The organism is Nostoc sp. UHCC 0870 (assembly GCF_022063185.1).
Classification (GTDB): Bacteria; Cyanobacteriota; Cyanobacteriia; order Cyanobacteriales; family Nostocaceae; genus Trichormus.
Window position 1 is genome coordinate 167,661 of record NZ_CP091913.1, and the last position, 25,484, is coordinate 193,144.

Consider the following 25,484-nt stretch of genomic DNA (forward strand, 5'->3'; position numbering starts at 1 on the left):
CATTAACTTTATAAGATTTGAACTTTCGATAGGTTAAGTAAACAATAGGAATGTACCCCTGTGTATGGATGTAGGTGTCTAAACGTTCTTCTAAGCAGCGATTAAAATCTGACGCTAAAAAATCTAGGTTAAAAACAAAACATCAACGACGAACTCACAAGCGTCTGATTCAAACTTTATTTGAGAACGCCCAAGACGCGATGGGCTACGCGGCGCAAACAGCGATCGCCCTAATTGATGATCAGGGGTGCTTCGTAGAGATGAATATTGCTGCTTGTGATTTACTAGGTTTACCGCGTCGGCAACTCAGAGGGCAACATTTATCTACTTTCATCACTGCGGAATTTACTCTTCAACCTAGTCCTGGGAGTTTTCCACCTGGAGAATCATTAATCGGAGAACTCTTAGTCTCATCTTCCTCCCAGATTCGGCGAGAGGTGGAATATACCTTCACACCAAATATAATTCCCCACTGTCATCTGCTGCTATTACGAGACATTAGTCAGCGTCGGGAATCAATGCAAGCTGAGTTACGACAGCAGCAGCAGCGAGTAGAATTATTTTCGGAAGTCACCCTCAAAATTCGGCAGTCTTTACAACTCAAGGAAATTCTGCATACCACCGTTACGGAAGTGCAACGGATTTTGCAAGCCGATCGCGTGTTAATTTATCATGTATTGCCAGACGGTACAGGCAAAACCATCAGTGAAGCGGTTTTACCCGATTATCCCACGCTGATGGATCTGGAATTTCCCCAAGAAGTCTTTCCAGAGGATTATCAACAACTGTATGCTCACGGAAGGGTAAGAGCGATCGCAGATGTTCATGATCCGGCGGCTGGTTTGGCCGATTGTTTGGTGGAATTTGTCGATCAATTTCAGATCAAAGCCAAACTGATTGTCCCAATTGTGCAAAATCTCAATACCAATTTCCAAAATCAGTTATGGGGATTGTTAATCGCGCATCAATGCAACAGCGATCGCCATTGGGTAGATTTTGAACTGGAATTGATGCAACAACTGGCAGATCAAATCAGTATTGCTTTGTCTCAAGCTCAACTCTTAGAACACTTAGAAGAAGTAGTAGAAGCCCGCACCGCAGAATTGCAGGATGTCAATTATAATTTACAACAAGAAATAAATGTGCGGATGCACGCGGAAGCGACGTTGCGACAGAGAGAGGAGCAATTGCGCTTAATTACCAATGCTCTACCAGTTTTGATTGCATATGTGGATGAGCAGCAAGAATATCGCTTTAATAATCAAGCCTACCATGATTGGCTGGGGCAATCACCGGAGGAAATTTATGGTTGCCATTTGCGTCAGGTTTGGGGAGAAGATTGCTATCAACGGATGCAAGTTTATGTAAAAATTGCTTTAGCCGGGCAAGCAGTCAGCTATGAAAATGATATTGTCTTGAAAGATGGTAGTGGGCGATCAGTTGATGTTACTTACATCCCGCATCTAGATGACCAGAACACAGTCAAGGGATTTTTTGCATTAAGTAACGATATTAGCGATCGCAAAGCCATTGAACGAATGAAAGATGAATTTATTTCTGTGATTAGCCATGAACTGCGGACTCCCCTAACATCGTTGCACAGTGCCTTGAAAATCTTAGCTACAGGGCGGTTGGGTAATCTTTCGGACGAAGGGCAGCAAATGTTGGGAATTGCCGATGATAGTACCGAACGGTTAGTCCGTTTAGTCAATAACGTCCTCGATTTGCAGCGCATTGAGTCTGGAAAAGTGATTATGGAGTGTCAAGCTTGCAATGCCGCCAATTTAATGATTCAGGCAGCAGAAGCAATGCAAGCAATGGCACAACAGCATGAAATAACTCTAGTCAAACAACCACAAGATATCCCAGTTTGGGCAGATGGGGATTACATCTTGCAAGCTTTAACAAATTTACTTAGTAATGCCATCAAGTTTTCATCACCAGGGGGGACTGTTTGGCTGACTGTTGAAGTAGAGAAAGACTCCTCAACTCAAAACCTCCCTATGGAAGTAGTGTTTCGGGTGCGAGACGAAGGACAAGGAATTCCATCTGACCAACTCGAACGGATCTTTGAACGGTTTCAACAAGTAGATTCGTCAGATTCCCGCAAAAAAGGTGGTACTGGTTTAGGGCTGACCATTTGCCGCAAAATTATCGAACAACACAACGGTAGAATTTGGGCTGAGAGTAATCCGGGGTGTGGAAGTACCTTTGCGTTCACATTACCCACTCTTGAGAGTGCTGAGTAGTGAGTAGTGAGTAGTGAGTGAGTAGTGAGTGAGTCTTGAGACCCTCTTAAATTTTGAATTTTGTTAGCGCAGCGTTAGCGAGTCATGCCTACGGCACGCCAAGGGCGAACGAGCGTCATTTTGAATTTTGAATTGGTATGAGGGGTTTTCTATGTATACTAAGCGGATTTTAATCATTGATGACGAAGAAACCATTCAAACCGTTGTGCAATTTGGCATCAAAATGACAGCAGGTTGGGAAGTTTTCACTGCTAGTTCTGGTTTGGAAGGCATCCAGACAGCCCAAATGGAAAAACCTGATGTAATTTTGTTGGATGTAATGATGCCAGATATGGATGGTATTGCTACCTTTAAAGAACTCCAGTCTCATTCTGAGACGGAACAAATTCCGGTCATTCTTTTAACTGCCAAAGCACAAACAGCAGAAAAGCGTCAGTTTAATGATTTGGGCGTGAGTGGTGTCATTACCAAACCCTTTAACTCCCTGGATTTGCCGGAGCAAATTACTAGAATTCTCCATTGGTAGCCGCATCAATGAAAATCTTGCTTGTGGAAGATGATGACGTATTAATTAAAGTCCTGACTAGGAATCTGGCAACCCATCACTATATTATAGATGTCGTTAAAGATGGAGAAATGGGATGGACTTATGGTTCTACGTTTGAGTATGACCTGATCGTTTTAGATATCATGCTGCCAAAGTTGGATGGTATCAGTTTATGCAAGCGTTTTCGATCTGAAGGATACGTCACTCCTATTCTGTTACTCACCGCACAAGATACCATTACCGCCAAAGTGCAGGGATTGGATGCAGGCGCAGATGACTATATGGTGAAACCCTTCGATCCCATAGAACTGATCGCTAGGGTTCGGGCATTGCTGCGACGAGGCAGTGCTAATCCCTTTCCCTTGCTGACTTGGGGTGATTTGTTGCTCAATCCCAGCACTTGTGAAGTCACGTATAATGGTTGTCCCCTGAACCTGACAACGATGGAATATGATTTACTAGAACTAATGCTGCGGGACTGTCAGCACGTATTTAGCACGGAAGAACTTTTAGACAGATTATGGTCTTCAGAAGAATTTCCGTCTCAAGCAACAGTACGTTCCCATATCCGTCGAGTGCGGCACAAGCTTGTGGCTGCTGGTGCGCCCCATGATTTTATCGCCACTATGCACGGACGGGGCTACTACCTAAAAGCACCTAGCACGGAAGAATCGACAGCCTTATCTAAAATACCTCAAGAGAATAATTCTAGGGGTGCTTCTGGAATAGCTAAGTCTAGAGAAACCCGCAGCGATTCCCCCCAACATCTGACTCCACCGGATTCTCAACAACAATACCTGGCCTTTCTCAACGAGACTTGGACAACCACTAAACCGAAAAGCCTTGACCAAATGACAGTTTTGTTACAGGCTGTCAGAGATTTGCAAACCGATCGCCTGCAACCTCAACAACAAGCACAGGCGCAACAAGTAGCTCACAAACTGGCGGGGACTTTGGGAGTCTTTGGGTTATCCAAAACAATGCACATTGCTAGGCAATTGGAGTATTGGTTGGGGGGTAGAGAACCACTGCAACCGAAACACGCGCCATTAATGAAAACTCTAGTGACGGCTCTCCAGCAGGATATTGACCATACTACACTGATCCAAATGTCTCAGATTCCTACTGGGCAGTTACCACTGTTGCTGATTGTAAGTTCGGATACTGAGTTCAACCAGTCTCTAGTAGGTGTTGCGGCTAGTCGGGGAATTCGCCTTGAGATTACTCCAGTATTGGATGTAGCTACAACCTTGATGGCAACTGAGTCTCTCTTGGGTGCTGTAGGTCAAGATCCTGATGTCATCCTGTTGCGATCGCCCTCAATTTCATCCGCATCAGAACCCCAAATCAGTAACTTTTGGCAAACATTGCAGACATTCGCACACCGCTACCCTGACTTACCAATTATTGTCATGGGCGATCGCGATGAATTAAGCGATCGCCTAGAAGCCATGCGACGGGGTGGAAAAGTTTTTTTGGTAACATCCACTTCACCAGAACAAGTGATTGATGCTGTAGTCAATCTACTACGAGATCCAGAGACTCCCAACAAGGTGATGATAATTGATGATGATCAAGACTGGTTAAGCACTCTCCCCACCCTGCTTAAACCTTGGGGATTTAAGGTGACAACCCTTGCTAACCCGCAACAATTTTGGACGGTACTGCAAGCAGTTAGCCCCGATGCCCTAGTATTAGATGTAAATATGCCAAATATTAATGGATTTGAACTCTGCCAGATTCTCCGCAGTGACCCCAATTGGCAGCGTTTGCCAGTATTATTTCTCAGTGTGCTAACAGACCCAGCAAGCCTTAATCAAGCGTTTACAGTCGGTGCAGATGATTATCTATGTAAACCCGTCATGGGAGTTGAACTAGCCAACCGTATTCTAAGGCGGTTACAAAGAGTCAGAGCTTGGGCTAGTTGATTTATTAAAGGTTTGTAGTAAGGACTTCAGTCCTAAAATAAGGACTGAAGTCCTTACTACGAACTCGGTCACAATAACTTTATATTACTTAACCCGAACTCAGGTTACTTAAATTCAAAATTCAAAATTGAATAACTTCTACCCCATCCCACCCTTCTGTCACCTGTCACCTGTCCCCTGTCCCCTTCCAACTGCACACATTTTGCACGAACTATAGGTCAAGGTAAGTATTAATCATATACTCAAATAGAAGCATATGTTGAAGTCTATGGAAGCATCGTTAAGAAGCCGTCAGAATCCCCTAATCCACAGATTGGCGGATGCTATTGAAGAAATTTGGCAAAATCACCTGGATCTATCCCCTTACTCAGTCCCAGAAGGTTTAGGCTACGTTGAGGGACACTTGGAAGGCGAACGGCTGATCATTGAAAATCATTGCTACCAAGCTCCGCAATTTCGCAAACTGCATTTAGAATTGGCTCAGGTTGGCAGTGGATTAGATATTCTGCACTGTGTGATGTTCCCTAATCCTGAATATGCGATTCCTATTTTTGGCACAGATTTAGTTGGTGGGCGAGGCGGCGCAATAAGTGCAGCGATCGCGGATTTGTCTCCTATCAGTAGCGATCGCACTCTACCAGAACGCTACTATCAACAGTTGTCGGTGTTGTCTGATGTGCCGTTTTCTCAACCACGGACTTTACCACCTTGGGGTGATATTTTTTCCGAATTTTGTCTGTTTGTCCGTCCAGAAGGTACTGAAGAAGAAGATATGTTTCTCAACCGGGTGCGGGAATTTTTAACCATCCATTGTCAAATTGCTAGTACAGAGACACCCCTAACATCAAATCTTGACATTTCCAAGGTGCTAGCAGGACAACGAAATTATTGTACAAAGCAGCAACAAAATGATAAGACTCGGCGAGTTCTGGAGAAATCCTTTGGTACAGAGTGGGCGGATCGCTACATGACTACTATGCTTTTTGACTATGTAGCTTGAGATTATCTTCAATGAATTTGTGTCATACCAGGATAGCGATCGCCTACGGGACATCGTAGCTCATCTCAATCCTGGTAATTTTGCTTAGTTAAATTAATTATTCTGCCTGCAAGCGATCGCATAAATAAACTACCCCAAAAAACCTTTTTTTATTAATTTCAGTCTCGAATTCTTGGACTGGGAGAATTTTGCGATCGCTCCAGGTTGTAATAATCTTTTCTCGACGCAAAGACACTTGAGAGACTGACGTTGATCAAGGGAGGTTGAAAAGAGAAGTTTGCTTAAATTATATTAACAAATATTAAGGTAAACTTATATTAACAAAACCTCACTTTTTTCAATAAACTGGTTAATCAGATTTTTTTACACCAAATTGTTGCTAAATATTGCTAAAAGTAACAATAAGTTAAGTCTAAAGACAAAATAAAAATATAATAAATCCTTGCTATAAAAGGCTTTCAGCGTTTACTTAATATTTTTTAACCAATTCTCTGGAGACAAAATCAAAATTGCACAAAATTTGCACAAATGGATTGCTTTAATCAAATTCAGGTTCAAAAAACCAACTGCACTCTCTACCCTTGATGGAGCGGATTCAGTTTCTGAGAAATTGATGATTAGCCATTTCATTATTTGGGCTTGAGAGTATTAGAAAAATGATTGTTGTGGATATCAGTAGTATTGATTTATAGCTGTCCCTTAGTTAATCATAACTAGGTAAAAGTATAGCGGTTAAATTACCGTTATTTTCAAGTGAGTGTAACTCGCTGGATATTTTTTGCCTGTTTACTGATGATAGTGGAACTATCTTTCAATCAATAACTATGCTCATCCAAATCAACACTCAGGCTTTGAACCGAAGTTGAATCCACAGCATAGTAATAATTATTAGGAGATGCTGGAATGCTTGACGCTTTTACTAAAGTAGTTTCCCAGGCTGATACTAGAGGCACATACGTCAGCGATGCAGAGATCGATGCACTGAAGGCGATGGTCGCTGCTGGTACTAAGCGGATGGATGTTGTGAACCGTATTACCGGCAACGCCTCCACAATCGTTGCTAATGCAGCACGGACATTATTTGCTGAACAACCCCAGTTGATTGCACCTGGTGGTAACGCTTACACAAACCGCCGGATGGCTGCTTGTTTGCGCGACATGGAAATCATTTTGCGTTATGTTACCTACGCTGTGTTTGCAGGTGATGCCAGCGTTTTAGACGATCGCTGTTTGAATGGTCTACGTGAAACATATCAAGCACTAGGCGTTCCCGGAGCTTCCGTGGCAACTGGCGTAGACAAAATGAAAGAAGCTGCGATCGCGATCGCTAACGATCCTAACGGTGTTACCCGTGGTGACTGTAGCTCCTTAATGGCTGAATTAGGTAGCTACTTTGATCGCGCTGCTGCCGCAGTGAGCTAGTAAACTGCTCACCACGTCATGATTTCTACTTTCTGCCGCACAACTTTACATATTTGTTGAAAGGATAATCAGCATGAAAACACCTTTAACCGAAGCAGTCGCTACCGCAGATTCTCAAGGTCGGTTTCTCAGTTCCACAGAAATTCAAGTTGCATTTGGTCGCTTCCGTCAAGCTGCTGCTACCCTTGATGCTGCTAAAGCTTTAAGCTCTAAAGCTCAAAGTTTAGCTGATGGCGCAGCCAACGCAGTTTATCAGAAGTTTCCCTACACCACCCAAATGCAGGGTAACAACTTCGCTTCAACTCCCACAGGCAAAGCTAAGTGTGCGCGGGACATTGGTTATTACATTCGCATCATCACCTACTGTCTAATTGCAGGTGGTACAGGCCCTCTAGATGACTACTTGATTGGTGGTTTGACAGAAATCAACCGTACCTTTGATTTGTCTCCTAGCTGGTACGTTGAAGCTCTCAAATACATCAGAGCCAATCATGGTTTGAGTGGTGATCCAGCTGTAGAAGCAAATTCCTACATTGACTATGCAATCAACGCCCTAAGCTAAGGGTTTCCTCCTGCCCAGAACAACTAAAGGCTGTGAATGCTAATTTTCTAGCATGGGCAGTTTTATGGGGTTCTGGGCTTGTTTTTTCCTTGTAGAAATTCAGGAGATTCAGTCATGACTAGTTCTACGGCAGCCAGTCAGCTAGGATTTGAGCCATTTGCTAGCACACCTCCTACAGAGTTGCGAGCAAATGAGGATGTAAAAGCGGTAATTCATGCCGCCTATCGTCAAGTGTTTGGTAATGACCACTTGATGCAAAGCGAACGCCTCACGAGTGCAGAATCGCTATTGCAGCAGGGTAACATTACCGTTCGGGATTTTGTCCGGTTGCTGGCACAATCTGAGCTATATCGGCAAAAGTTCTTTTACTCTACACCTCAAGTCCGATTCATCGAATTAAACTACAAGCACCTGCTCGGTCGTGCAACTTACGATGAAGCAGAGATTGCCTACCACGTCAATCTCTATACGCAGAAAGGATACGAGGCAGAAATCAATTCTTATATTGATTCAGTCGAATATCAAGAAAACTTTGGAGAATTGATCGTTCCCTATTATCGGGGATTTGAAACCCAAACGGGACAAAAAACCGTAGGCTTCAGCCGGATGTTTCAGATATACCGGGGATATGCTAACAGCGATCGCGCCCAAGGTAAAAATAAATCTGCGTGGTTAACTGAGGATCTCGCCCGGAATGTGGCGAGTCCAGTTCAGACCCCTGGTTTTGGCAAGGGACTAACTGGAACTGTCGCAGGCGATCGCGGACAGCTTTATCGAGTCCGAGTTATGCAAGCAGATAGAGGACGCACACCTCAAATCCGGCGTAGTATAAGTGAGTATTTAGTCACCTATGACCAACTCTCACCCACCCTGCAACGGCTAAATCAAAGGGGTAGCCGGGTAGTAAATATTTCTCCTGCTTAAACCAATCTATTTTGCAATATCAAGTCTAAAAGGAGAACTATATCGATGGCAATTACAACTGCCGCATCTCGTTTGGGAACTGCGGCTTTTGACCAAACACGCCCGATTGAACTGCGTCCAAACTGGACATCAGAAGATGCCAAAATTGTGATTCAGGCAGTTTATCGTCAGGTATTAGGCAACGACTACCTGATGCAGTCAGAACGTCTCACCAGCCTGGAATCGTTGCTGACTAACGGTCAAATCAATGTCAGAGATTTTGTCCGAGCAGTTGCTAAATCTGACTTATACAAAACCAAATTTCTTTACCCCCATTTTCAAACACGGGTAATTGAATTGAACTTTAAACATTTGTTGGGACGCGCTCCTTACGATGAATCGGAAGTGATTGAACATCTGGATCGCTACCAAAATCAAGGCTTCGATGCAGACATCGATTCTTATATCGATTCTGTAGAATATGATACCTATTTTGGAGATGCGATCGTTCCTTACTACCGTGACTTCGTGACCACAGGAATTGGTCAGAAAACCGTTGGTTTCACGCGGATGTTCCGCCTTTATCGCGGCTATGCCAATAGCGATCGCTCCCAGCTAGCTGGTACTAATTCTCGTCTAGCATCTGATTTAGCTAAAAATAGTGCTACGGCAATCATCGCTCCTTCTGGTGGTAGTGAAGGTTGGGCGTACCAAGCCTCTAAACAAGGAACTGCACCCAGTCGCACCTTTGGCAGATCCTCTACAGGTTCTACCCCAGGTCTCTACCGCATTGAAGTTACGGGTATTAGTTTGCCAAGATATCCAAAAGTGCGCCGTAGCAATAAAGAGTTCATTGTCCCCTACGAACAGCTATCCAATACCCTTCAGCAAATTAATAAGCTGGGCGGTAAGGTTGCCAGCATTACCCTCGCACAATAGGAGATAGAACCATCATGTTGGTACAGCCACGCATGAGAGTGTCAAGCTCAACCTCAGACAATCGTGTTTTTGTCTATGAAGTAGAAGGATTAAAGCAGAACGACCAAACCGAGAACAATAAGTACCCGGTTCGCAATAGCAGCACTATTCTGATTCAAGTCCCCTACAGCCGCATGAATGATGAGATGCGACGTATTAGCCGCTTAGGTGGCAAGATTGTTGGCATCCGTCCCTTGAGTGAAACTTCAACTGAAGCTGTATCAGAAAGTTGACAGCAATCCTATATAGTCTTTTCGGGCGGAGAAAATTGAATTTTCTCCGCCCGTTTTATTTTCAAGGCAGGTCTTATCGATTTACATACTATTGAGAATTTCTATTAATAGGATTGGTATTATCAATGGGTCATAAATATATTTTTTTATAGAAAAATGCCGGGAAAGCTTGATTTAGCAAGGTATATAGAATTAATCTATCTAGGTTAGTATGATAAATATCAATAAAAACTTGCATTAATATTCAATTTGAGTTACATTTAGATTAATTATCTCAACAAATATCCAACTTACAACAGTTAAAAGGAATAATTAGCAGACAGTCTAACTATTTGCTCAATTTACAGTTGGACAGATTGATTAAGGCAGCCTGTAAGCTACACACTTAAAAGATAAACAAATACTCATGACCTAAGTAATAACTTAGCTGATGAGATACATATCTATAGAAGCAGTATAACACTATACCATCTTCCCAAGGATTTATATTTTTTTCCAAAATTGTTGAGAAATTTTAGCAATAATCTTCAAAATGTAGATTGGTGGGACAACATCTAAAAAATGTTAGTTAGAGGTAGGTAAGAGGAAAATCTAGAATTTTTAGCTAATAACAACTTAATAGGACTATCTTGAGGATGATTTAATGAAAAAAAATGTTAATTTTTTATAAATATCAGTTATATATCTATATTTCTTTAAAAAATTTGAATACCGCATTATTTAGATATAAATACACAGTTAATTAGAATTTGAGGTAATAATTCAGTTAAAAACTTCCTGAATCTTATGTAATAGATAAGGTTAAACAATTTTCTAGTTCTATTCTAGAATCTTTCTTAATAAGCAAGACGTTTTTAAGAAAGAATGTTATAAAGTGGCTACCTGGGGTTAAACAATCAATGCAAAACAGGGAGAAATTGTAGTTTTAACTACAATTAATTGTATCAAAACATTGTCTATAAATATCGTCATTTAGTAGAAATTAATGGATAGTTTATTTTGTTCTGATTCCACACGCCAACTAGGAGAAGAAGTTATCGGTAGTGCTACTGACTACCAAACCTATATTCTTGTTGAATGTCCTTTACCGTGGGTATCCAATGCTTTTAATTCTAAATGGGTCCCCAATAATTTACAGGTTTTGGTAGAAGAGGTTAAGCAAGCTAAATTACCGATCAAATTTCTCTTAATTGCTAATGATTTAACCCATAAAGTAGAACATACAACTCTTTTAATTTATGAAAAACAAACAGGATTGAGCTTTGGATATATTAAGCATGAATTTAGACTGCCACATATTGAGCAAGTAGCATTATTTGTCAAAAAATGGTTATGGGGAAAAACACCTATTTATGAAATAGAACCTAGTGTTAGTCGAGATATACTAATATGTACCCACGGCAGTCATGACAAATGCTGTGCCAGATATGGTAATCCTTTTTATTTCTATGCTACAGATACTATTGCTAACTTGAACTTAGAAAACGTGCGGGTTTGGAGATCCAGTCATTTTGGTGGACATCGATTTGCACCCACTGCTATAGACTTACCACAAGGTAGGTATTATGGGCGTTTAGATGAGGATTCATTCCAGGCAATTTTAACACGCACTGGCGATGTTCAAAGGTTAAAGGAAGTGTATAGGGGGTGGGGAATCTTGCACCCTGCACTGCAAGTTTTAGAAAGAGATTTAATGTTGAATCAAGGATGGAATTGGTTTAACTATAAAGTTGAAGGTAAGATTTTAGAGCAAAGTTTGGACAACAATACAATTTTAGGTGAACTAACTTTTGCAACTCAAAGTGACTCTCTTTACACTTACCAAGCTAAATTGATTAAGGATAATAATAAGACGGTCAAAGTTAAAGGGTCTTGTAATGCTACCCAAAGTTCAGTATTTGTAAAATATGCTGTAGCTGATCTCTGCTTGGTGAGTGAGAATGTGCTTACCTTTAGTAAATAAATTTCACGCTCATAAGAGGTTTTCATCTACCAAATAACAATTGATAACTCAAAAATAAATTGCGTCTCTACATGAAGGCTTTAGCGATTAATCTTTTCCTTTTCCACCTGAAGCAAAAAATTAAGTCTAATCGCAACTTCACCGCAAACAACGAATTGCTACGAGTAGACCTCTAGCTTTATTTAACGTCTCCTCATATTCCTTTTCTGGTTCAGAATCAGCCACCAAACCTGCGCCAGCTTGTACGGTTACGGTATTATCTCTAACTACCATAGTGCGAATTGCGATCGCAGTATTTAATTGCCCCTCAAAATCGTAATAACCATACACTCCAGAATACACACCCCGGCGACTCGGTTCTAATTCATTGATAATTTCCATCGCCCGAATTTTCGGTGCGCCACTAACTGTCCCAGCCGGGAAGCAAGCTTTTAATAAATCCCAGGCGGTTTTATGGGGTGCTAATTTACCTACCACATTACTCACAATGTGCATCACATGAGAATAACGCTCAACTACCATTAATTCATCAACTTTGACGCTACCACTTTCACAAACCCGCCCCAAATCATTCCGTCCTAAATCGACTAGCATGACGTGTTCAGCGATTTCTTTAGGGTCTTGCAATAAGTCTGTAGCAAAGGCTAAATCTTCCTGAGTTGTTTTACCCCGTGGACGTGTCCCTGCAATGGGACGCACAGTGGCTATTACCTCACCCTCTGCATCCCGTTCGGCTTTCACCATAACTTCGGGACTAGAACCAATAATTTGCCAGTCTTGGAAGTGAAAATACGCCATATAAGGCGAAGGATTAATTTGTCGCAGGGAACGATAGAGAGAGAAGGGGTCGCCTGTGTATTGTGTAGAAAGACGTTGAGAAATGACGACTTGAAAGATATCACCAGCTTTGATGTAATCTTTGGCCTTTTGAACACTGGTGCAAAATTCTGGACGGGTAAAATTGCTGCTATATTCTGGTGCTTCCCCGACTTTAGCCTGGTTGGGGGGTGTCCATTCCAGGATGGTTTTTTGTGGCGATAAGGGCAAAGATAACTTGCTTACCATCTGGGTAACGCGATCGCACGCTTGTTGATATGCTGATTTTATATCTACTGCTGGGTCACGTAAATCAGCATAGGCGATCGCCCAAATTTTCCGCTTTACTTGGTCAAATATCAATAGGTGGTCTACCTGCATCCACAACCCATCAGGTATGTTGCGCTCATCTTGGGGATGCACTGGTACACGCGGCTCAATCCAACGAATTAACTCATACCCCCAAAAGCCAAATAATCCCCCAATTCCTGGCGGTAATTCGGGTAGCTTGACTGGTTGAAAAGGTGCAAGACAGTTGGCTAAAGCTGTAAACGGGTCACCTGCAAACACCACCTGAGAACCATCGCGGTGTGTCTGGGTGGTAGTGTCGCCCCTGGCTTCTAAAATCCACAGTGGATCACAACCAACTAAACTATAACGCCCGATTTTTTCTCCACCTTCCACCGACTCCAGCAAAAAGCTGTAGGGCTGTCCTGCACAAAACTTGTACCAAGCGGAAACAGGTGTATCTAGGTCTGCTACCCATTCTTGATACACGGGGATGAAATTACCTTGTGCAGCTAGCTGAGAAAATTCAGAAAAATCGGGAAAAATCATAGGCGGATTGGGGATTGGGGACTGGCGACTGGCGACTGGGGATTGGGGACTTGGCTAGTGCTGAGTCTTGAGTCCTGAGTTAAGAATTTCACTCAACACTCATTACTCATTACTCAGCACTAATTTGTCCCCAGTACCTATTCCCTACGCATCATGGGTAGCTTTACCAGAAAACTTGAGTTGTGCAGGGCTGGGATTTTCCCCAATGCTGCGGGGAACGTGACGTACTTTCTCACGACCAGGGTTCACTTTTTCTGGGAATACGCCATCGGCTGGGTGAATGAAAGTGGTTTCGCCATTAGGCAGAATCCGATAAATTTTGTAGTTGGTGATTTTGAATTTACGGAGTTGACCGCCTAAAGCGATACCATATTCTTTCCGAGCTATGTACAGCAAGTTTTGACCTTCGTGCATAGTAGCCGCACCACCGGTGGGAAGTTCAAAAACTTGAGCCTTGGGGCTAGTCCAGGTGATAGCATATTTTTCTTCTACTTCAGCTTTGGTGAGCAAGCCGCCAGTGCTGCCAGCAAAGAGTGGAGTTTTGCCAGAAAGTGTTTCTGCCATAAGGGATTCTCTCAACGTTTTTAGGGCATCGTAACACCGTCATCACCATCATATTGCGATCGCGTCACAGTCTGTAACAGTCTTTGGTGAGTTGGTGAGTGCTGAGTGCTGAGTGCTGAGTAATGAGTAATGAGTAATGAGTAATGAGTAGTGAATAAAAAATCCCAGTCCCCAGTCCCCAGTCCCCAATCCCTATTTTCTATTCCCCAATTTCTTGACTTTTGGCCTCTTTTCCTCTTGGCTACCTTGAACAATGGGGATAGTGAAATGAAACTGACTACCTTGGTCTTTACCGCTTGACTCTGCCCAAATTTTCCCACCCCAACCGTTGACGATTTGGCGGCAAATAGCTAAACCTAGCCCTGTACCACCTGCTGTGCGCCGTAATGCTCCTTCTTCTTGGTAGAAACGGTCAAACACGATTTCTAGCCGATTGGGTTCAATCCCTCGCCCTGTGTCAATCACGGTGACTTCTACTACCATGCGATCGCTGTTGTAGTCGGCACTGATATTTATTTGACCTTGGGAGGGGGTAAATTTACAGGAGTTATCCACTAGTTTGGCTAAAACTTCGACTAACCAATCACCGTCAGCCCTGACTAGAGGCAAATTTTCGGCAATGTGCGCTGTGATTTGGGGTGGTTTTTCGACTGTAGGACGTGTGCGAATGCGGCTAAGTGCTAAATCTACACATTCTTGTAAGCTTAGGGATTCTGGATGCCATTCCACACGACCACTTTCTAGGTTAGAAAGGGTTAAGAAATCTTGCACTAGTTTTCGCATCCGTTCTGAGTCAGCTAAAGCTGTATTTAGCATGACTTGCTGCAATTCCAAGGGCATATCAGGCTCAGTGGCAAGACTTTCGAGGCACACTTGAATGGTAGATAAAGGGGTACGGAGTTCGTGACCGGTGATGGCTATCAGATTACTGCGGGTGCGATCTAAGGCTTCTAGCTGTTTATTGAGTTCTTCTAAGTTGGCGTAGGCTTCAGCTTGAATTAAAGCAGATCCAATGTGGGTAGCGATCGCCTCTACTAAATCCAGTTCTCCTTGTTGCCATTGGTGCGGCGGTAGAGAGCAATAATGTAGTTCTACAATCCCTAATAGTCGCCCTTGAAATAATACTGGTTCGATCAACCACGAACGCACGGCAAATTTTTTGACTATTAAGGATAGTGTGACTGAATTAGTGACACGAGAATCATTCAAGCTATCCGTAACACAGACACCTTCACCATGATCTACCACTTCTTGGAATAGGGGATTGCTATTTAACTCCCAACTTTGCCCAGCAATAGAAACTACCCCAGGGATTAAAAACTCATGTTCGATAGTTGCTTGGGTATCCGCAGCTTGAGCGCGGTAAATTAAACAACGACTTGCTCCTAAGTGCTGCCCTAATTCTTGAGCAGCGATTTGTAGTACCTGATGGGGGTCTAGCGATCGCCGAATTGCTGTACTAATTGAGTTAACTAAGCGTTCTTTCCTGGCTTGGGCAGCGATGGAACGGTAAGCTTTATGCAATTTATACTGACTAGCTTGCAGGTAGGTAACTAAGCGTTGGACAAAGGGGTCTGTGTCGATGTCACAAGCATATTCACTAATAACACTGGAGACGTAAGCTTTGCTATCTCCAATCCCAAATCTTTGCCGTGCTTTCTCAACTTTGCTCACCAAGTCTGGTCTATACACCACAATCCTGTCTAATAACAACTGGGCTGCTTTGATACTGACTCCTCGTTCTGAAGTCCAAATTCCTTCAAATCGCCGCCCTGTATCCGTATCCAAACTAGGAAGCCAATCAGGTACTTGTTGATTTTTAGCGATCGACCCCAGGCTTTCACGGCAAACTAAGCAAGTAGCATAATTATCAGCAATTACGACCAAATGCCACTCTTGACTTAAAGGGTCGTCTGGCTGAAAGGCTACCTTTTCATAATATTCTGAGCTATTAGTAAAATCAGTCTCTGGTGCAGACAATACGTATATTTGATTACTTCGCTGCGATAAACGTTTATAGCGATGAGCTTCTTGGCGATAGAATCTCTCTCTCTGAAAGCTAGCAATTATTAGAGGCTGGTCTAAAGTCGCAGCCAACACCTGATCTTCCATTGCGTGGGAGAGGGCCGTTAATGAAGCTTTAAAGTATAGCTGGGGCCGCAGGTAAGGTAGGGACTCTAACAGATCACTCAGCACGGAAGTCGAAATGCTCATGAATATCTTTTAAAAAGCCCAATTTGAACAACATCCACGTCACAGCTGCATTTTACAAGTTACAACTGATTCTCAAATTAAGTACACAGGTGCAAAATGTAAATAATTTTGAACAGCAATTGTTCTCAAGGCACTGGCAGTAATTTACTCCCACCTTTCAGACGTACTTGTAGCTTTCTCTACAGACTGAAAACCCTAAAATTGAAAATAAACCAACAACGGCAATATATCTTGTCGTTACAGCCTTGATTTGTCTTAGGGATAGACACATCAAAGCTATTTTGGTCTTCACCCAAGTTTTCTTGATCCATTTGCTGGCATCGTGATGTTTAAAAAAAAGAGGCTACTAAGCCCAATATACATTCTCGAACAGCTCTCCTATCATGTTATTGGGAAGTTTATTAATTAAAAGTTGTCCATATAGACAAAATCTTACGAGATGTGAAGCTTAAATCCCCCGTGATGTATCCGGGGATATGAAACGAAGAATGTGTGTGTTTACTGTATTTGCCTCCTACAGCCCTGCACCTGTACCTGTACTCCCCACTCTTCGTTTTCAAGACAGGCGAAAATTAGCACAAATTTGTCAGTAGAGAAGAATTTTTTCTTCTGTGTAATCCTTTATAAATTAGGCTCTTGGGTAAGTTCTGCCTAAATTTGGATATTGTTGTATCTTGGTTAAGTATTAACACCAATTCCGAATACTGTTAGCTGTCTCGGCAAAAACGAACTAAAAATTACTATTTTTCAGCCTTGACTTCAGATTTAAACAATATACATTGATAAAGATTTGTTATTTATGTAGGACTAACTGGTCATTAGTCAAAAGTCAATACCACCACGCTCTTTAACTATGGATACTAGACCATTGACTACAGCACTCTTTGCCTGTTGACGCTGATACGATCGCCAAAATTTAGCCCTGTACACGGAATTTTGACTAATGACACCGGATACCCTGACAACCCCGGACAAAGTTTTATTGGATGGAAAAACCTTTATCCCCGCCGAACAATTACCTATCCCAGAGTGGCCTTGTGTGGTAAGTGAAAGACCACAGCCAACTCTGACTGTTAAGGATGATGATCTATTTTTGGTGACGGACACAATGGGGAACATTTCTGGCTGTTCCCTCAATGATGGCGGTAATCCCAGCATGGGGCTATTTTGTGCCGACACGCGTTTTTTGAGTCGTCTGGAGTTACAAATTGATGGGCGATCGCCTGTACTCCTCAGTGGTACGGCAGAAAAGGGGTTTGCGCTCTCGATTTTGTGTACTAACCCCAAAATCGATGAACGCATGACAGCTGATACTATCGGTATTCGCCGGGAAATGGTACTTAATGGTGCTTTATTTGAAGAAATTGAAGTAGCCAATTACAGCACTACCACTGTCAGCTTTGAACTAAGTATTAGCTTTGATGCCGATTTTGTCGATTTATTTGAAGTCCGGGGTTATGAGAGAAAAAACCGGGGGAAACTCTTACGCCTTGTAGAACCTGTATCAGAAGACTTAGCCGCTTTTCACCCTGATAGCCCTACCCAAACTCAGCCCTCAGCAGCAAAAGAAAATGTCTTATCCTTGGCTTATCAAGGTCTAGATGGTTTGGTGATGGAATCCCGCATTCAATTTCAACATCGCCAACCAGACTATTTCAAGGGATACACTGCGGTTTGGCGATTAGAAATGGCTTCTCACTCTACCCAAAAGCTAGGCTATCGGGTGAATCTTCTGACTAACAACACTTCTACTTCTACGGTGAGTGCAGCTGTGACTTTAGGACAGGCTAAAGCAGCTGAGATGATGGAAGAACAGCACTGGGTACAACAAATTACCAATATTCGCGCCGATAAAAGCTTTTTGAATCGGTTGATTGAACGCGCTGAACAGGATATGTATTTGCTGCGCCAGTCTTTTGGTGAAAATAAGACTGTATCGGCTGGTGTACCTTGGTTTTCTACACTCTTTGGGCGAGATTCCCTAATTACAGCTTCCCAAACCCTGATGCTGAATCCTCAAATTGGCAAGGAAACCTTGATGTTACTGGCAGCTTACCAAGGTAAGGTTGAGGACGATTGGCGCGAGGAAGAACCAGGTAAAATTCTCCATGAGTTGCGCTTGGGGGAAATGGCAAGATGTCAAGAAATTCCCCACACCCCCTATTACGGTACAGTAGACGCTACTCCCCTATGGTTGATGCTGTACGCTGAATACTACGCTTGGACTCACGATCAAGAAACCTTAGAAAAGCTTTGGCCCAATGCTTTAGCCGCTATGGATTGGATTGATCGTAATCTTCAACCAACTGGCTATCTGACTTACCACCGTAAATCTAAACGGGGACTAACTAACCAAGGTTGGAAAGACTCTGGTGACTGTATTGTAGACCGTAAGGGAGACCTAGCCCACGGATCTATTGCCTTGAGTGAGGTACAAGCTTACGTTTATGCTGCCAAAACCCGTCTAGCAGATATTGCTAGGACGAAGAAACGACTTGACTTAGCAGAACGCTGGCAGGAAGATGCTAAAAATCTCAAGGTGCGTTTTAATCAAGATTTTTGGATGGAAGACCAAGATTTCTGTGCTTTGGCTTTGGATGGTGATGGTAAGCACGTAGATAGTATTACTTCTAATCCTGGTCATTGCCTGCATTTGGGGATATTTACACCAGAAAAAGCTTACAGTGTGGCGGAAAGATTACGCGCACCCGATATGTTTAATGGCTGGGGTATCCGTACTTTGAGTAGTTTGTCCCCAGCTTATAACCCAATGGGTTATCACATTGGCTCGATTTGGCCTCATGATAATGCTTTGATTGCGATGGGATTGCGATCGCTTGGTTTAATTGATCAAGCTTTAGAATTGTTCCAAGCTTTGTTTGATATGACAGGTCAACAGCCTTACCAACGTCCCCCAGAACTTTTCTGTGGTTACGAACGTAATGGCGATCGCACGCCTGTGCAGTATCCTGTTGCTTGTACTCCCCAAGCTTGGGCTACTGGTAGCATTTTCCAGCTACTACAAATGATTGTCAATTTAGTTCCTGATGCACCGAATAACTGCTTACGAATTATTGACCCCGCTTTGCCAGAGTCAATCAGTCGCCTGTCACTGCATAATCTGCAAGTCGGTACTACTATTCTAGATTTAGAATTTGAGCGTTCTGGTAGCACTACAGCCTGTCGTGTTGCTCGAAAACGCGGTAATCTCCGTGTAGTAATTGAAGCGTAAAAAGTAGGTAGAGAGGAGTGATTTTACTTGTCACTACTCTCTACCTACTAAGATTTGACCTATATATTTACTGTTAGCATTGCTTAGTGGCGTTAGAAGACAAATTGTAGTGTTTCTACCGCTTCCGTTTCACAGGATTTGATGCTACCTATTACTATATATTTACGCTTCTTCTGATTTCTCTATTTTATGTCCTGGAGAAGATTCATAAAGTGCATCTAGTTGTTGACGTGCATCTTCAACGTTGATTGAACGCATTACCAACAAAGGCTCTTTAATCATTTTGCCTGTACTATCTAATAACTCTGGATGTGGTGCGAAGTTGCTGTTAGCTCCTAAATAACCAAAGCCGCCTTGATTCCCCGCTTGCGAGTTTCTCGCTGGATAATTCCGCAGCCCATCGCGATCAAAACTAAACATGATTAAATTCCGAATTAAGTTAGCAACAGCTATCACAGCCAGAATTGTAAAAGCAAGAATGTAGAGTAGGTGTAACATCTTTTTTCCTCCAGGGCAGCAGATTTTAAAACTTTTTAAAACTTTATTTCTTAACTGTTTATCTCGCCGATATTCTCATGATTAGCGATGATAAACATCTGACACACTTTCTGTGCATCCATCTATAAATTGGTTAATTTGTCAACAGTTATTTGATTTATCGTAGCATAAGATACATTAATTGTTAATAAAAACAATCTTAAGGATTTTGGGCAATTGCTACGAGTTGTATATCTTCATAGATATATTTTTATGTTGCTTGCTCAGAATGAAAGCGTCGCACTACATTCCAATACTCAGTGACCAATTTATGCCAAGGGGCTAATGTTGCCATATCAATGCCGACTTGTCCTTCTGTTGCTTGAAACAGCATCTTGGCTGAATTTAGTTCTGCTTGGGCTTGCTGAATACGCGATCGCAAATCAGTTTGCTCTTGTTCACTCATAAATGAGAGCCTTTCTTTTTCCAGAAAGTTTTGCGATCGCTCAAACCAATACTGAAAATCGTCTAACAAAGGTTCTAATACAGTCTTGAGTATATGGGAATCGGGTAACTCTGAGTTTCGCATAAAATGAGAGAAATACTTCTAATTTCTTTACTAATATTAACGTCTTTTACAATTCTTAACATTACTATAAGCTATTCCTTCAGAAAGATTTCTGAAAAATCAGTAGTGTGCATTATAAATAGGACTTACGTAGTGATACGAAGAATCAAGGGTTTGGGCGAGGGTATAGGGGTATAGGGGTGTGGGGGTGTAGGTGTTCAAAACCCTTACACCCCTACACCCTCATACCCTTACACCCCTTCTTCACAAATAACCTCTGTGCGTAAGTCCTGATAAAATGTAGTATTCCATCTCCATAAGTCAATACGGTTCAGTGAAGAGAATAGTAGTTAGGGAGTTTCTCACCCCAGAGTAGGCAATGAGCTACGGTAGGCGGAACACCATCGTAGTAGAGTGATAACCCTGTGTTATATTTGGGTAGATTTTTCACAAATGTAATTGATAAATTACATTTGAAAATACTTATTGCCAATGGTTCAGCAGCCAATGTCGCCTAATCAAGCCCCCAACGCATCAGCACAACCTGAGAAAATGTATTTACCGCGTACCAGCGAATCAGAAAAGTTAAAGAAGATTCGCCATACCGCTTCCCATGTGATGGCAATGGCAGTGCAGAAGCTGTTTCCCAAGGCACAAGTGACAATCGGCCCCTGGATTGAAAATGGCTTTTATTACGACTTTGATAGTCCAGAAGCATTTAGCGATAAGGATCTCAAAGCCATCCAAAAAGAGATGGTGAAGATTATCAACCGTAAACTGCCAGTAGTTCGGGAAGAAGTCAGCCGCCAGGAAGCAGAACGCAGAATTCAGGAAATCAAAGAACCCTACAAGTTAGAAATCCTGGGAGATATTAAAGAAGAACCAATCACAATTTACCACCTGGGGAATGAGTGGTGGGATTTGTGCGCGGGACCTCATATAGAAAATACTAGTGAACTCAACCCCAAAGCCATAGAATTAGAAAGCGTTGCCGGTGCTTATTGGCGTGGAGATGAAACCAAAGCCCAGCTGCAACGTATTTATGCCACTGCTTGGGAAACCCCTGAACAATTAGCTGAATATAAGCGACGCAAGGCAGAAGCTTTACGACGTGACCACCGCAAACTCGGTAAAGAACTAGGATTATTTATATTTTCTGAACAAGTAGGGCCGGGTTTACCCTTGTGGACACCCAAAGGCACTTTGTTACGCAGCATTTTAGAAGACTTTCTCAAACAAGAGCAACTAAAACGCGGTTACTTACCTGTAGTCACCCCCCACATTGCCAGAGTGGATTTATTTAAAACCTCTGGACACTGGCAGAAGTATAAAGAAGATATGTTCCCCTTGATGGCGGAAGATGAAGCGGCGGCGGCGGAAGAGCAAGGCTTTGTTCTCAAGCCAATGAACTGTCCTTTTCATATCCAAATATATAAAAGTGAGTTGCGTTCCTACCGGGAATTACCAATGCGTTTGGCAGAATTCGGCACTGTGTACCGCTATGAACAGTCAGGGGAATTAGGCGGTTTAACCAGAGTGCGCGGTTTTACAGTGGATGATTCGCACCTGTTTGTTACCCCAGAACAGTTAGACGATGAATTCCTGAATGTAGTTGATTTGATTTTGTCAGTCTTCAATAGTCTGCAACTAAAAAACTTTAAAGCTAGATTGAGTTTCCGAGATCCAGCTAGTGATAAGTACATCGGTTCTGATGATGTGTGGAACAAAGCTGAAGGTGCAATTCGCCGTGCTGTGCAACAGTTGGGGATGGAACACTTTGAAGGTATTGGGGAAGCGGCGTTTTATGGCCCCAAATTAGACTTTATTTTCAGCGATGCTTTAGAAAGAGAGTGGCAGTTGGGAACTGTACAGGTAGATTACAACTTACCAGAACGGTTTGATTTAGAATATGTCGCGGAAGATGGGACACGCAAACGTCCAGTGATGATTCATCGTGCGCCTTTTGGTTCTCTGGAACGGCTGATTGGTATTTTGATTGAAGAGTATGCGGGGGATTTCCCCTTGTGGTTAGCACCAGTACAAGCTAGATTGCTGCCTGTTGGTGAAGCACAGTTAGACTTTACCAAAGATGTGGCAACTAAGATGCGGGCTTTGGGTATTCGTGCGGAAGTTGATACTAGCGGCGATCGCTTGGGTAAGTTAATCCGCAACGCTGAAAAGGATAAAATACCTGTAATGGCTGTCATAGGTGCAAAGGAAGTGGAAACCAACGCCTTAAGCATCCGTACCCGTGCTTCTGGGGAATTGGGAGCTATTCCTGTAGATGAAGTGGTGGATAAAATGAAAGAAGCGATCGCTAATTTTGAAAACTTCTAGCAATTAGTCGCCTAGTTAAAATACTAACTCCTGATGCTAGAAAGTTTTATCTTCATCTTGCTTATTGGCTTTTTTGTCGGACAGATTGCCCGACGTTTAAAAGCCCCTGCATTAGTAGGCATGGTTTTGGTGGGAATTATACTGGGGCCTCAAGTTGCTGACCTAATTAGCCCCGATGTACTGGCAGCGTCTGCTCCTTTGCGAACGATCGCTGTCATGGTAATTTTGATGAAGGCAGGCTTAGGTTTAGACCGGGAAAAACTAGGACAACAAGGAACAGTAGCACTGCGATTAGGGTTTCTGCCTGCGGCGTGTGAAGCCCTATGTATTGCCTTAGCTGCCATCTGGATTTTCAAGTTCGACTTTGCCACTGGGCTATTGCTGGGTTGTATCATTGGAGCAGAATCACCGGCGGTGATTGTACCGGGAATGTTACGACTGAAAAGTTTAGGTTGGGGAGTTGATAAGGGAATACCCGATGCCATTCTCACTGGCAGTGCGCTGTCAGATGTTTTACTACTACTATTGTTTAGTCTATTACTTAACTTTTTAGTACAAGGCGCAACTTCTACAGTCACCTTGCCTTTAGGTTTAAGTCTGAGTGCAGTTCAAATCCTGCCTCTACAAATAATTTGCCAAATTGTTTTGGGAATCGTGTTGGGTTTAGTGACAGCCAGGCTTTTAGTGTTGTTGCTGGTGAAACAGAAATGGACTCAAAATGCGGTGCAGGATAGTCTAGTTGCAGCGAGTTTAGCGTTGTTTCTGGTAGTTATGGCAGAGAAATTTCCCTTCTTCTCTGGCTATCTGGCAGTAATGGCAACAGGATTTTTCTTGATTGAGTTGGATGCTCCTTTAGCACGACGGTTGCGTTCTGGCTTTGATAGCCTGTGGACTATAGCAGAAATTGTTTTGTTTGTGTTGTTAGGGGCAAGTATTCAATTACAAGTTTTAGAAAAAAATCTACTGCCAGGATTGGTAATTCTGGCAATTGGGACGTTGATTGGCCGCGCTTTGGGATGGTATTTATCTACATTAGGGAGTAGCTGGAATTGGCGGGAGCGAATGTTTTTGCTCCCAGGGAATTCTGCTAAAGCTACCGTTCAAGCAGCAATTGGGGCGATTCCCTTAGCACAGGGAGTTCAGGGTGGAGAGACAATTTTAGCGATCGCTGCTTTATCTATTCTAGTCACAGCCCCCTTGGGAGCTTGGGCTATTCCCACCTTCGCACCAAAATTGCTAGAGCGGGGGGAGGTTGATCCAACAAAAGTAGCGATCGCCCGTCAGATTGTCATACTAGCTGCTGTTGATACCTCCCCTATAGCTAGTCAGGTATTGACTAAAGCCGCCGAACTTGCCCGTCGTAGTGATGCTGAAGTGATTGTATTGCATATCATTTGCACCGATGATCCTCCAAAAATAGAGCATCTGCAAGAAAAAACTCAACGACTTTTAGCAGACATCCGCCATAAGTTCATTGCTATTACAGGCTCAATTCCAGAGGAAATTATCCGTGTTGCTCAGGAATATCGAGTTGCTGATATTGTCATTGGCAAGCGAGGACATCAGCCTTGGGATAAAGTTCTTGTGGGTTCTGTCTCCCAAGCAGTCTTGGAATCTAGCCTAATTCCTGTCATTTTAGTTGAAGATGATCGTATTGGTAACTAACCAGATAACAATCGACTATGAGAGTAACTTTATCCCTGGATTTTGGTGGTACAAAACTAGCAGCAGCTGTAGTGAATACTGGTTCTAGGGAATGGTTGCGTTATGAACGCCGTTTGTCTCCAGCTAATGCAGATGCTAAAACAGATTTAGACATCATGCGATCGCTCATTCACTCTCTGCTACAAGATATAACACCTTCAGCGATCGGTGTTAGCTTTGGCGGGCCGGTGGATGCAACAACAGGAACAGTCAGACTATCTCATCACGTCCCAGGCTGGGAAAATATTCCCCTCAAAGATTTACTGGAAAAAGAGTTTGGTGTACCTACCAGTGTAGATAACGATGCCAATGTTGCCGCTTTGGGTGAATGTCGTTTTGGTGCTGGTCAAGGATACGATAGCCTGTTTTACGTTACTATTAGCACTGGTGTAGGTGGTGGTTGGATACTCAACGGTAAACCGTGGCGGGGTGCTGCGGGTATGGCTGGTGAAATTGGTCACATGATTGTAGATCCATCTGGCCCTATATGTTTGTGTGGTAAGCGTGGCTGTGTAGAACGTTTAGCGTCAGGGCCTTACATGGCACAAAATGCTAGAGAGATTTTAGCCAGTCCACAGGAATCCCCAAGCGGGGAGATACTCAAGAATTTAGTAGACAATAACTTAAATTTACTGACAGGTCAGCTAATTAGTGAAGCCGCCGCCAAAGGAGATAATGTAGCTACAGCAGTTTTGCAAAAGTCTGCTTGGGCGTTGGGCGTAGGACTTGGCTATGTGGCTAATTTAATTAATCCACAGATGTTTATTTTAGGTGGCAGTGTCACCAAAGCAGGCGAAATCTGGTGGAATGTAGTACAAAAAGTAGCCAAAGAGACAGCTTTACCAGAAGTAATGTTTGAAATTGTACCCGCAGCATTAGGAGATGATGCACCATTATGGGGTGCTGTAGCGTTAGCTGAAGACAATGTAACAAAAAATCTCAGACGGTGA

The 25,484-nt window shown here is 42.9% G+C and carries 20 protein-coding genes; 14 read left to right on the forward strand and 6 right to left on the reverse strand.

Features of this window, described 5'->3' with window-relative positions:
- The first annotated feature begins 74 nt into the window (after positions 1-74).
- From L6494_RS00745 to L6494_RS00760, 4 genes are all read left to right on the forward strand, one after another.
- Positions 75-2,249, forward strand: a complete 2,175-nt coding sequence (locus L6494_RS00745) for an ATP-binding protein (RefSeq protein WP_237990986.1) — start codon at positions 75-77, stop codon at positions 2,247-2,249.
- Between the two features lie 151 nt (positions 2,250-2,400).
- Positions 2,401-2,775: a response regulator gene (locus L6494_RS00750; protein WP_237990987.1), complete on the forward strand. Its 375-nt coding sequence runs from the start codon at positions 2,401-2,403 to the stop codon at positions 2,773-2,775.
- A gap of 8 nt (positions 2,776-2,783) precedes the next feature.
- On the forward strand, positions 2,784-4,724 hold the full coding sequence (locus tag L6494_RS00755) for a response regulator (RefSeq protein ID WP_237990988.1): 1,941 nt from the start codon (positions 2,784-2,786) through the stop codon (positions 4,722-4,724).
- 268 nt (positions 4,725-4,992) lie between these two features.
- On the forward strand, positions 4,993-5,724 hold the full coding sequence (locus L6494_RS00760) for a phycocyanobilin:ferredoxin oxidoreductase (RefSeq protein WP_237990989.1): 732 nt from the start codon (positions 4,993-4,995) through the stop codon (positions 5,722-5,724).
- 97 nt (positions 5,725-5,821) lie between these two features.
- Here L6494_RS00760 and L6494_RS00765 read toward each other — a convergent pair whose 3' ends face one another.
- A complete protein-coding gene (locus L6494_RS00765) occupies positions 5,822-5,959 on the reverse strand; it encodes a hypothetical protein (protein ID WP_237990990.1) in 138 nt (45 codons plus the stop codon).
- Positions 5,960-6,627: 668 nt separating this feature from the next.
- Between L6494_RS00765 and L6494_RS00770 the strand changes: the two genes are divergently transcribed.
- The 6 genes from L6494_RS00770 to L6494_RS00795 all read left to right on the forward strand — a co-directional run bounded on the left by L6494_RS00770 (position 6,628) and on the right by L6494_RS00795 (position 11,785).
- A complete protein-coding gene (locus L6494_RS00770; protein ID WP_237990991.1) occupies positions 6,628-7,146 on the forward strand; it encodes a phycocyanin subunit beta in 519 nt (172 codons plus the stop codon).
- A 73-nt stretch (positions 7,147-7,219) separates the two neighbouring features.
- Complete coding sequence (gene cpcA, locus L6494_RS00775) at positions 7,220-7,708, forward strand: phycocyanin subunit alpha (protein ID WP_237990992.1); 489 nt, start codon at positions 7,220-7,222, stop codon at positions 7,706-7,708.
- A 114-nt stretch (positions 7,709-7,822) separates the two neighbouring features.
- Entirely contained in the window at positions 7,823-8,632 is an 810-nt protein-coding gene (locus tag L6494_RS00780) for a phycobilisome linker polypeptide (protein WP_237990993.1), read from the forward strand.
- A gap of 45 nt (positions 8,633-8,677) precedes the next feature.
- Positions 8,678-9,550 (forward strand): phycobilisome linker polypeptide, encoded by an 873-nt coding sequence (locus tag L6494_RS00785; protein WP_237990994.1) that lies wholly within the window; start codon positions 8,678-8,680, stop codon positions 9,548-9,550.
- A gap of 14 nt (positions 9,551-9,564) precedes the next feature.
- On the forward strand, positions 9,565-9,822 hold the full coding sequence (locus tag L6494_RS00790; protein ID WP_237990995.1) for a phycobilisome linker polypeptide: 258 nt from the start codon (positions 9,565-9,567) through the stop codon (positions 9,820-9,822).
- A 985-nt stretch (positions 9,823-10,807) separates the two neighbouring features.
- A complete protein-coding gene (locus L6494_RS00795; protein WP_237990996.1) occupies positions 10,808-11,785 on the forward strand; it encodes a sucrase ferredoxin in 978 nt (325 codons plus the stop codon).
- A gap of 138 nt (positions 11,786-11,923) precedes the next feature.
- On the opposite strand, the gene trpE is transcribed toward L6494_RS00795, so the two are convergent.
- The 3 genes from trpE to L6494_RS00810 all read right to left on the reverse strand — a co-directional run bounded on the left by trpE (position 11,924) and on the right by L6494_RS00810 (position 16,216).
- Positions 11,924-13,438 carry an anthranilate synthase component I gene (trpE, locus tag L6494_RS00800; RefSeq protein ID WP_237990997.1) on the reverse strand — a complete coding sequence of 505 codons (1,515 nt, stop codon included), beginning with the start codon at positions 13,436-13,438 and terminating at the stop codon, positions 11,924-11,926.
- 144 nt (positions 13,439-13,582) lie between these two features.
- Complete coding sequence (locus L6494_RS00805) at positions 13,583-14,002, reverse strand: photosystem I reaction center subunit II PsaD (RefSeq protein ID WP_237990998.1); 420 nt, start codon at positions 14,000-14,002, stop codon at positions 13,583-13,585.
- A 192-nt stretch (positions 14,003-14,194) separates the two neighbouring features.
- On the reverse strand, positions 14,195-16,216 hold the full coding sequence (locus L6494_RS00810; protein WP_237990999.1) for a DICT sensory domain-containing protein: 2,022 nt from the start codon (positions 16,214-16,216) through the stop codon (positions 14,195-14,197).
- 943 nt (positions 16,217-17,159) lie between these two features.
- On the opposite strand from L6494_RS00810, the gene L6494_RS00815 reads away from it, so the two are divergent.
- Complete coding sequence (locus tag L6494_RS00815; RefSeq protein ID WP_237991000.1) at positions 17,160-19,448, forward strand: amylo-alpha-1,6-glucosidase; 2,289 nt, start codon at positions 17,160-17,162, stop codon at positions 19,446-19,448.
- A 162-nt stretch (positions 19,449-19,610) separates the two neighbouring features.
- On the opposite strand, the gene L6494_RS00820 is transcribed toward L6494_RS00815, so the two are convergent.
- Both L6494_RS00820 and L6494_RS00825 read right to left on the reverse strand, forming a co-directional pair.
- Positions 19,611-19,946, reverse strand: coding sequence for a DUF2973 domain-containing protein (locus L6494_RS00820; protein ID WP_237991001.1), 336 nt, complete (start codon positions 19,944-19,946; stop codon positions 19,611-19,613).
- Between the two features lie 250 nt (positions 19,947-20,196).
- Positions 20,197-20,514, reverse strand: a complete 318-nt coding sequence (locus tag L6494_RS00825) for a DUF2605 domain-containing protein (RefSeq protein WP_237991002.1) — start codon at positions 20,512-20,514, stop codon at positions 20,197-20,199.
- 471 nt (positions 20,515-20,985) lie between these two features.
- Here L6494_RS00825 and thrS point away from each other — a divergent pair, with 471 nt between their 5' ends.
- The 3 genes from thrS to L6494_RS00840 are packed head-to-tail and all read left to right on the forward strand — an operon-like array spanning position 20,986 to position 25,484.
- Complete coding sequence (gene thrS / locus L6494_RS00830) at positions 20,986-22,830, forward strand: threonine--tRNA ligase (protein WP_237991003.1); 1,845 nt, start codon at positions 20,986-20,988, stop codon at positions 22,828-22,830.
- Between the two features lie 33 nt (positions 22,831-22,863).
- On the forward strand, positions 22,864-24,495 hold the full coding sequence (locus L6494_RS00835) for a cation:proton antiporter (RefSeq protein WP_237991004.1): 1,632 nt from the start codon (positions 22,864-22,866) through the stop codon (positions 24,493-24,495).
- A gap of 17 nt (positions 24,496-24,512) precedes the next feature.
- Complete coding sequence (locus L6494_RS00840) at positions 24,513-25,484, forward strand: ROK family protein (protein WP_237991005.1); 972 nt, start codon at positions 24,513-24,515, stop codon at positions 25,482-25,484.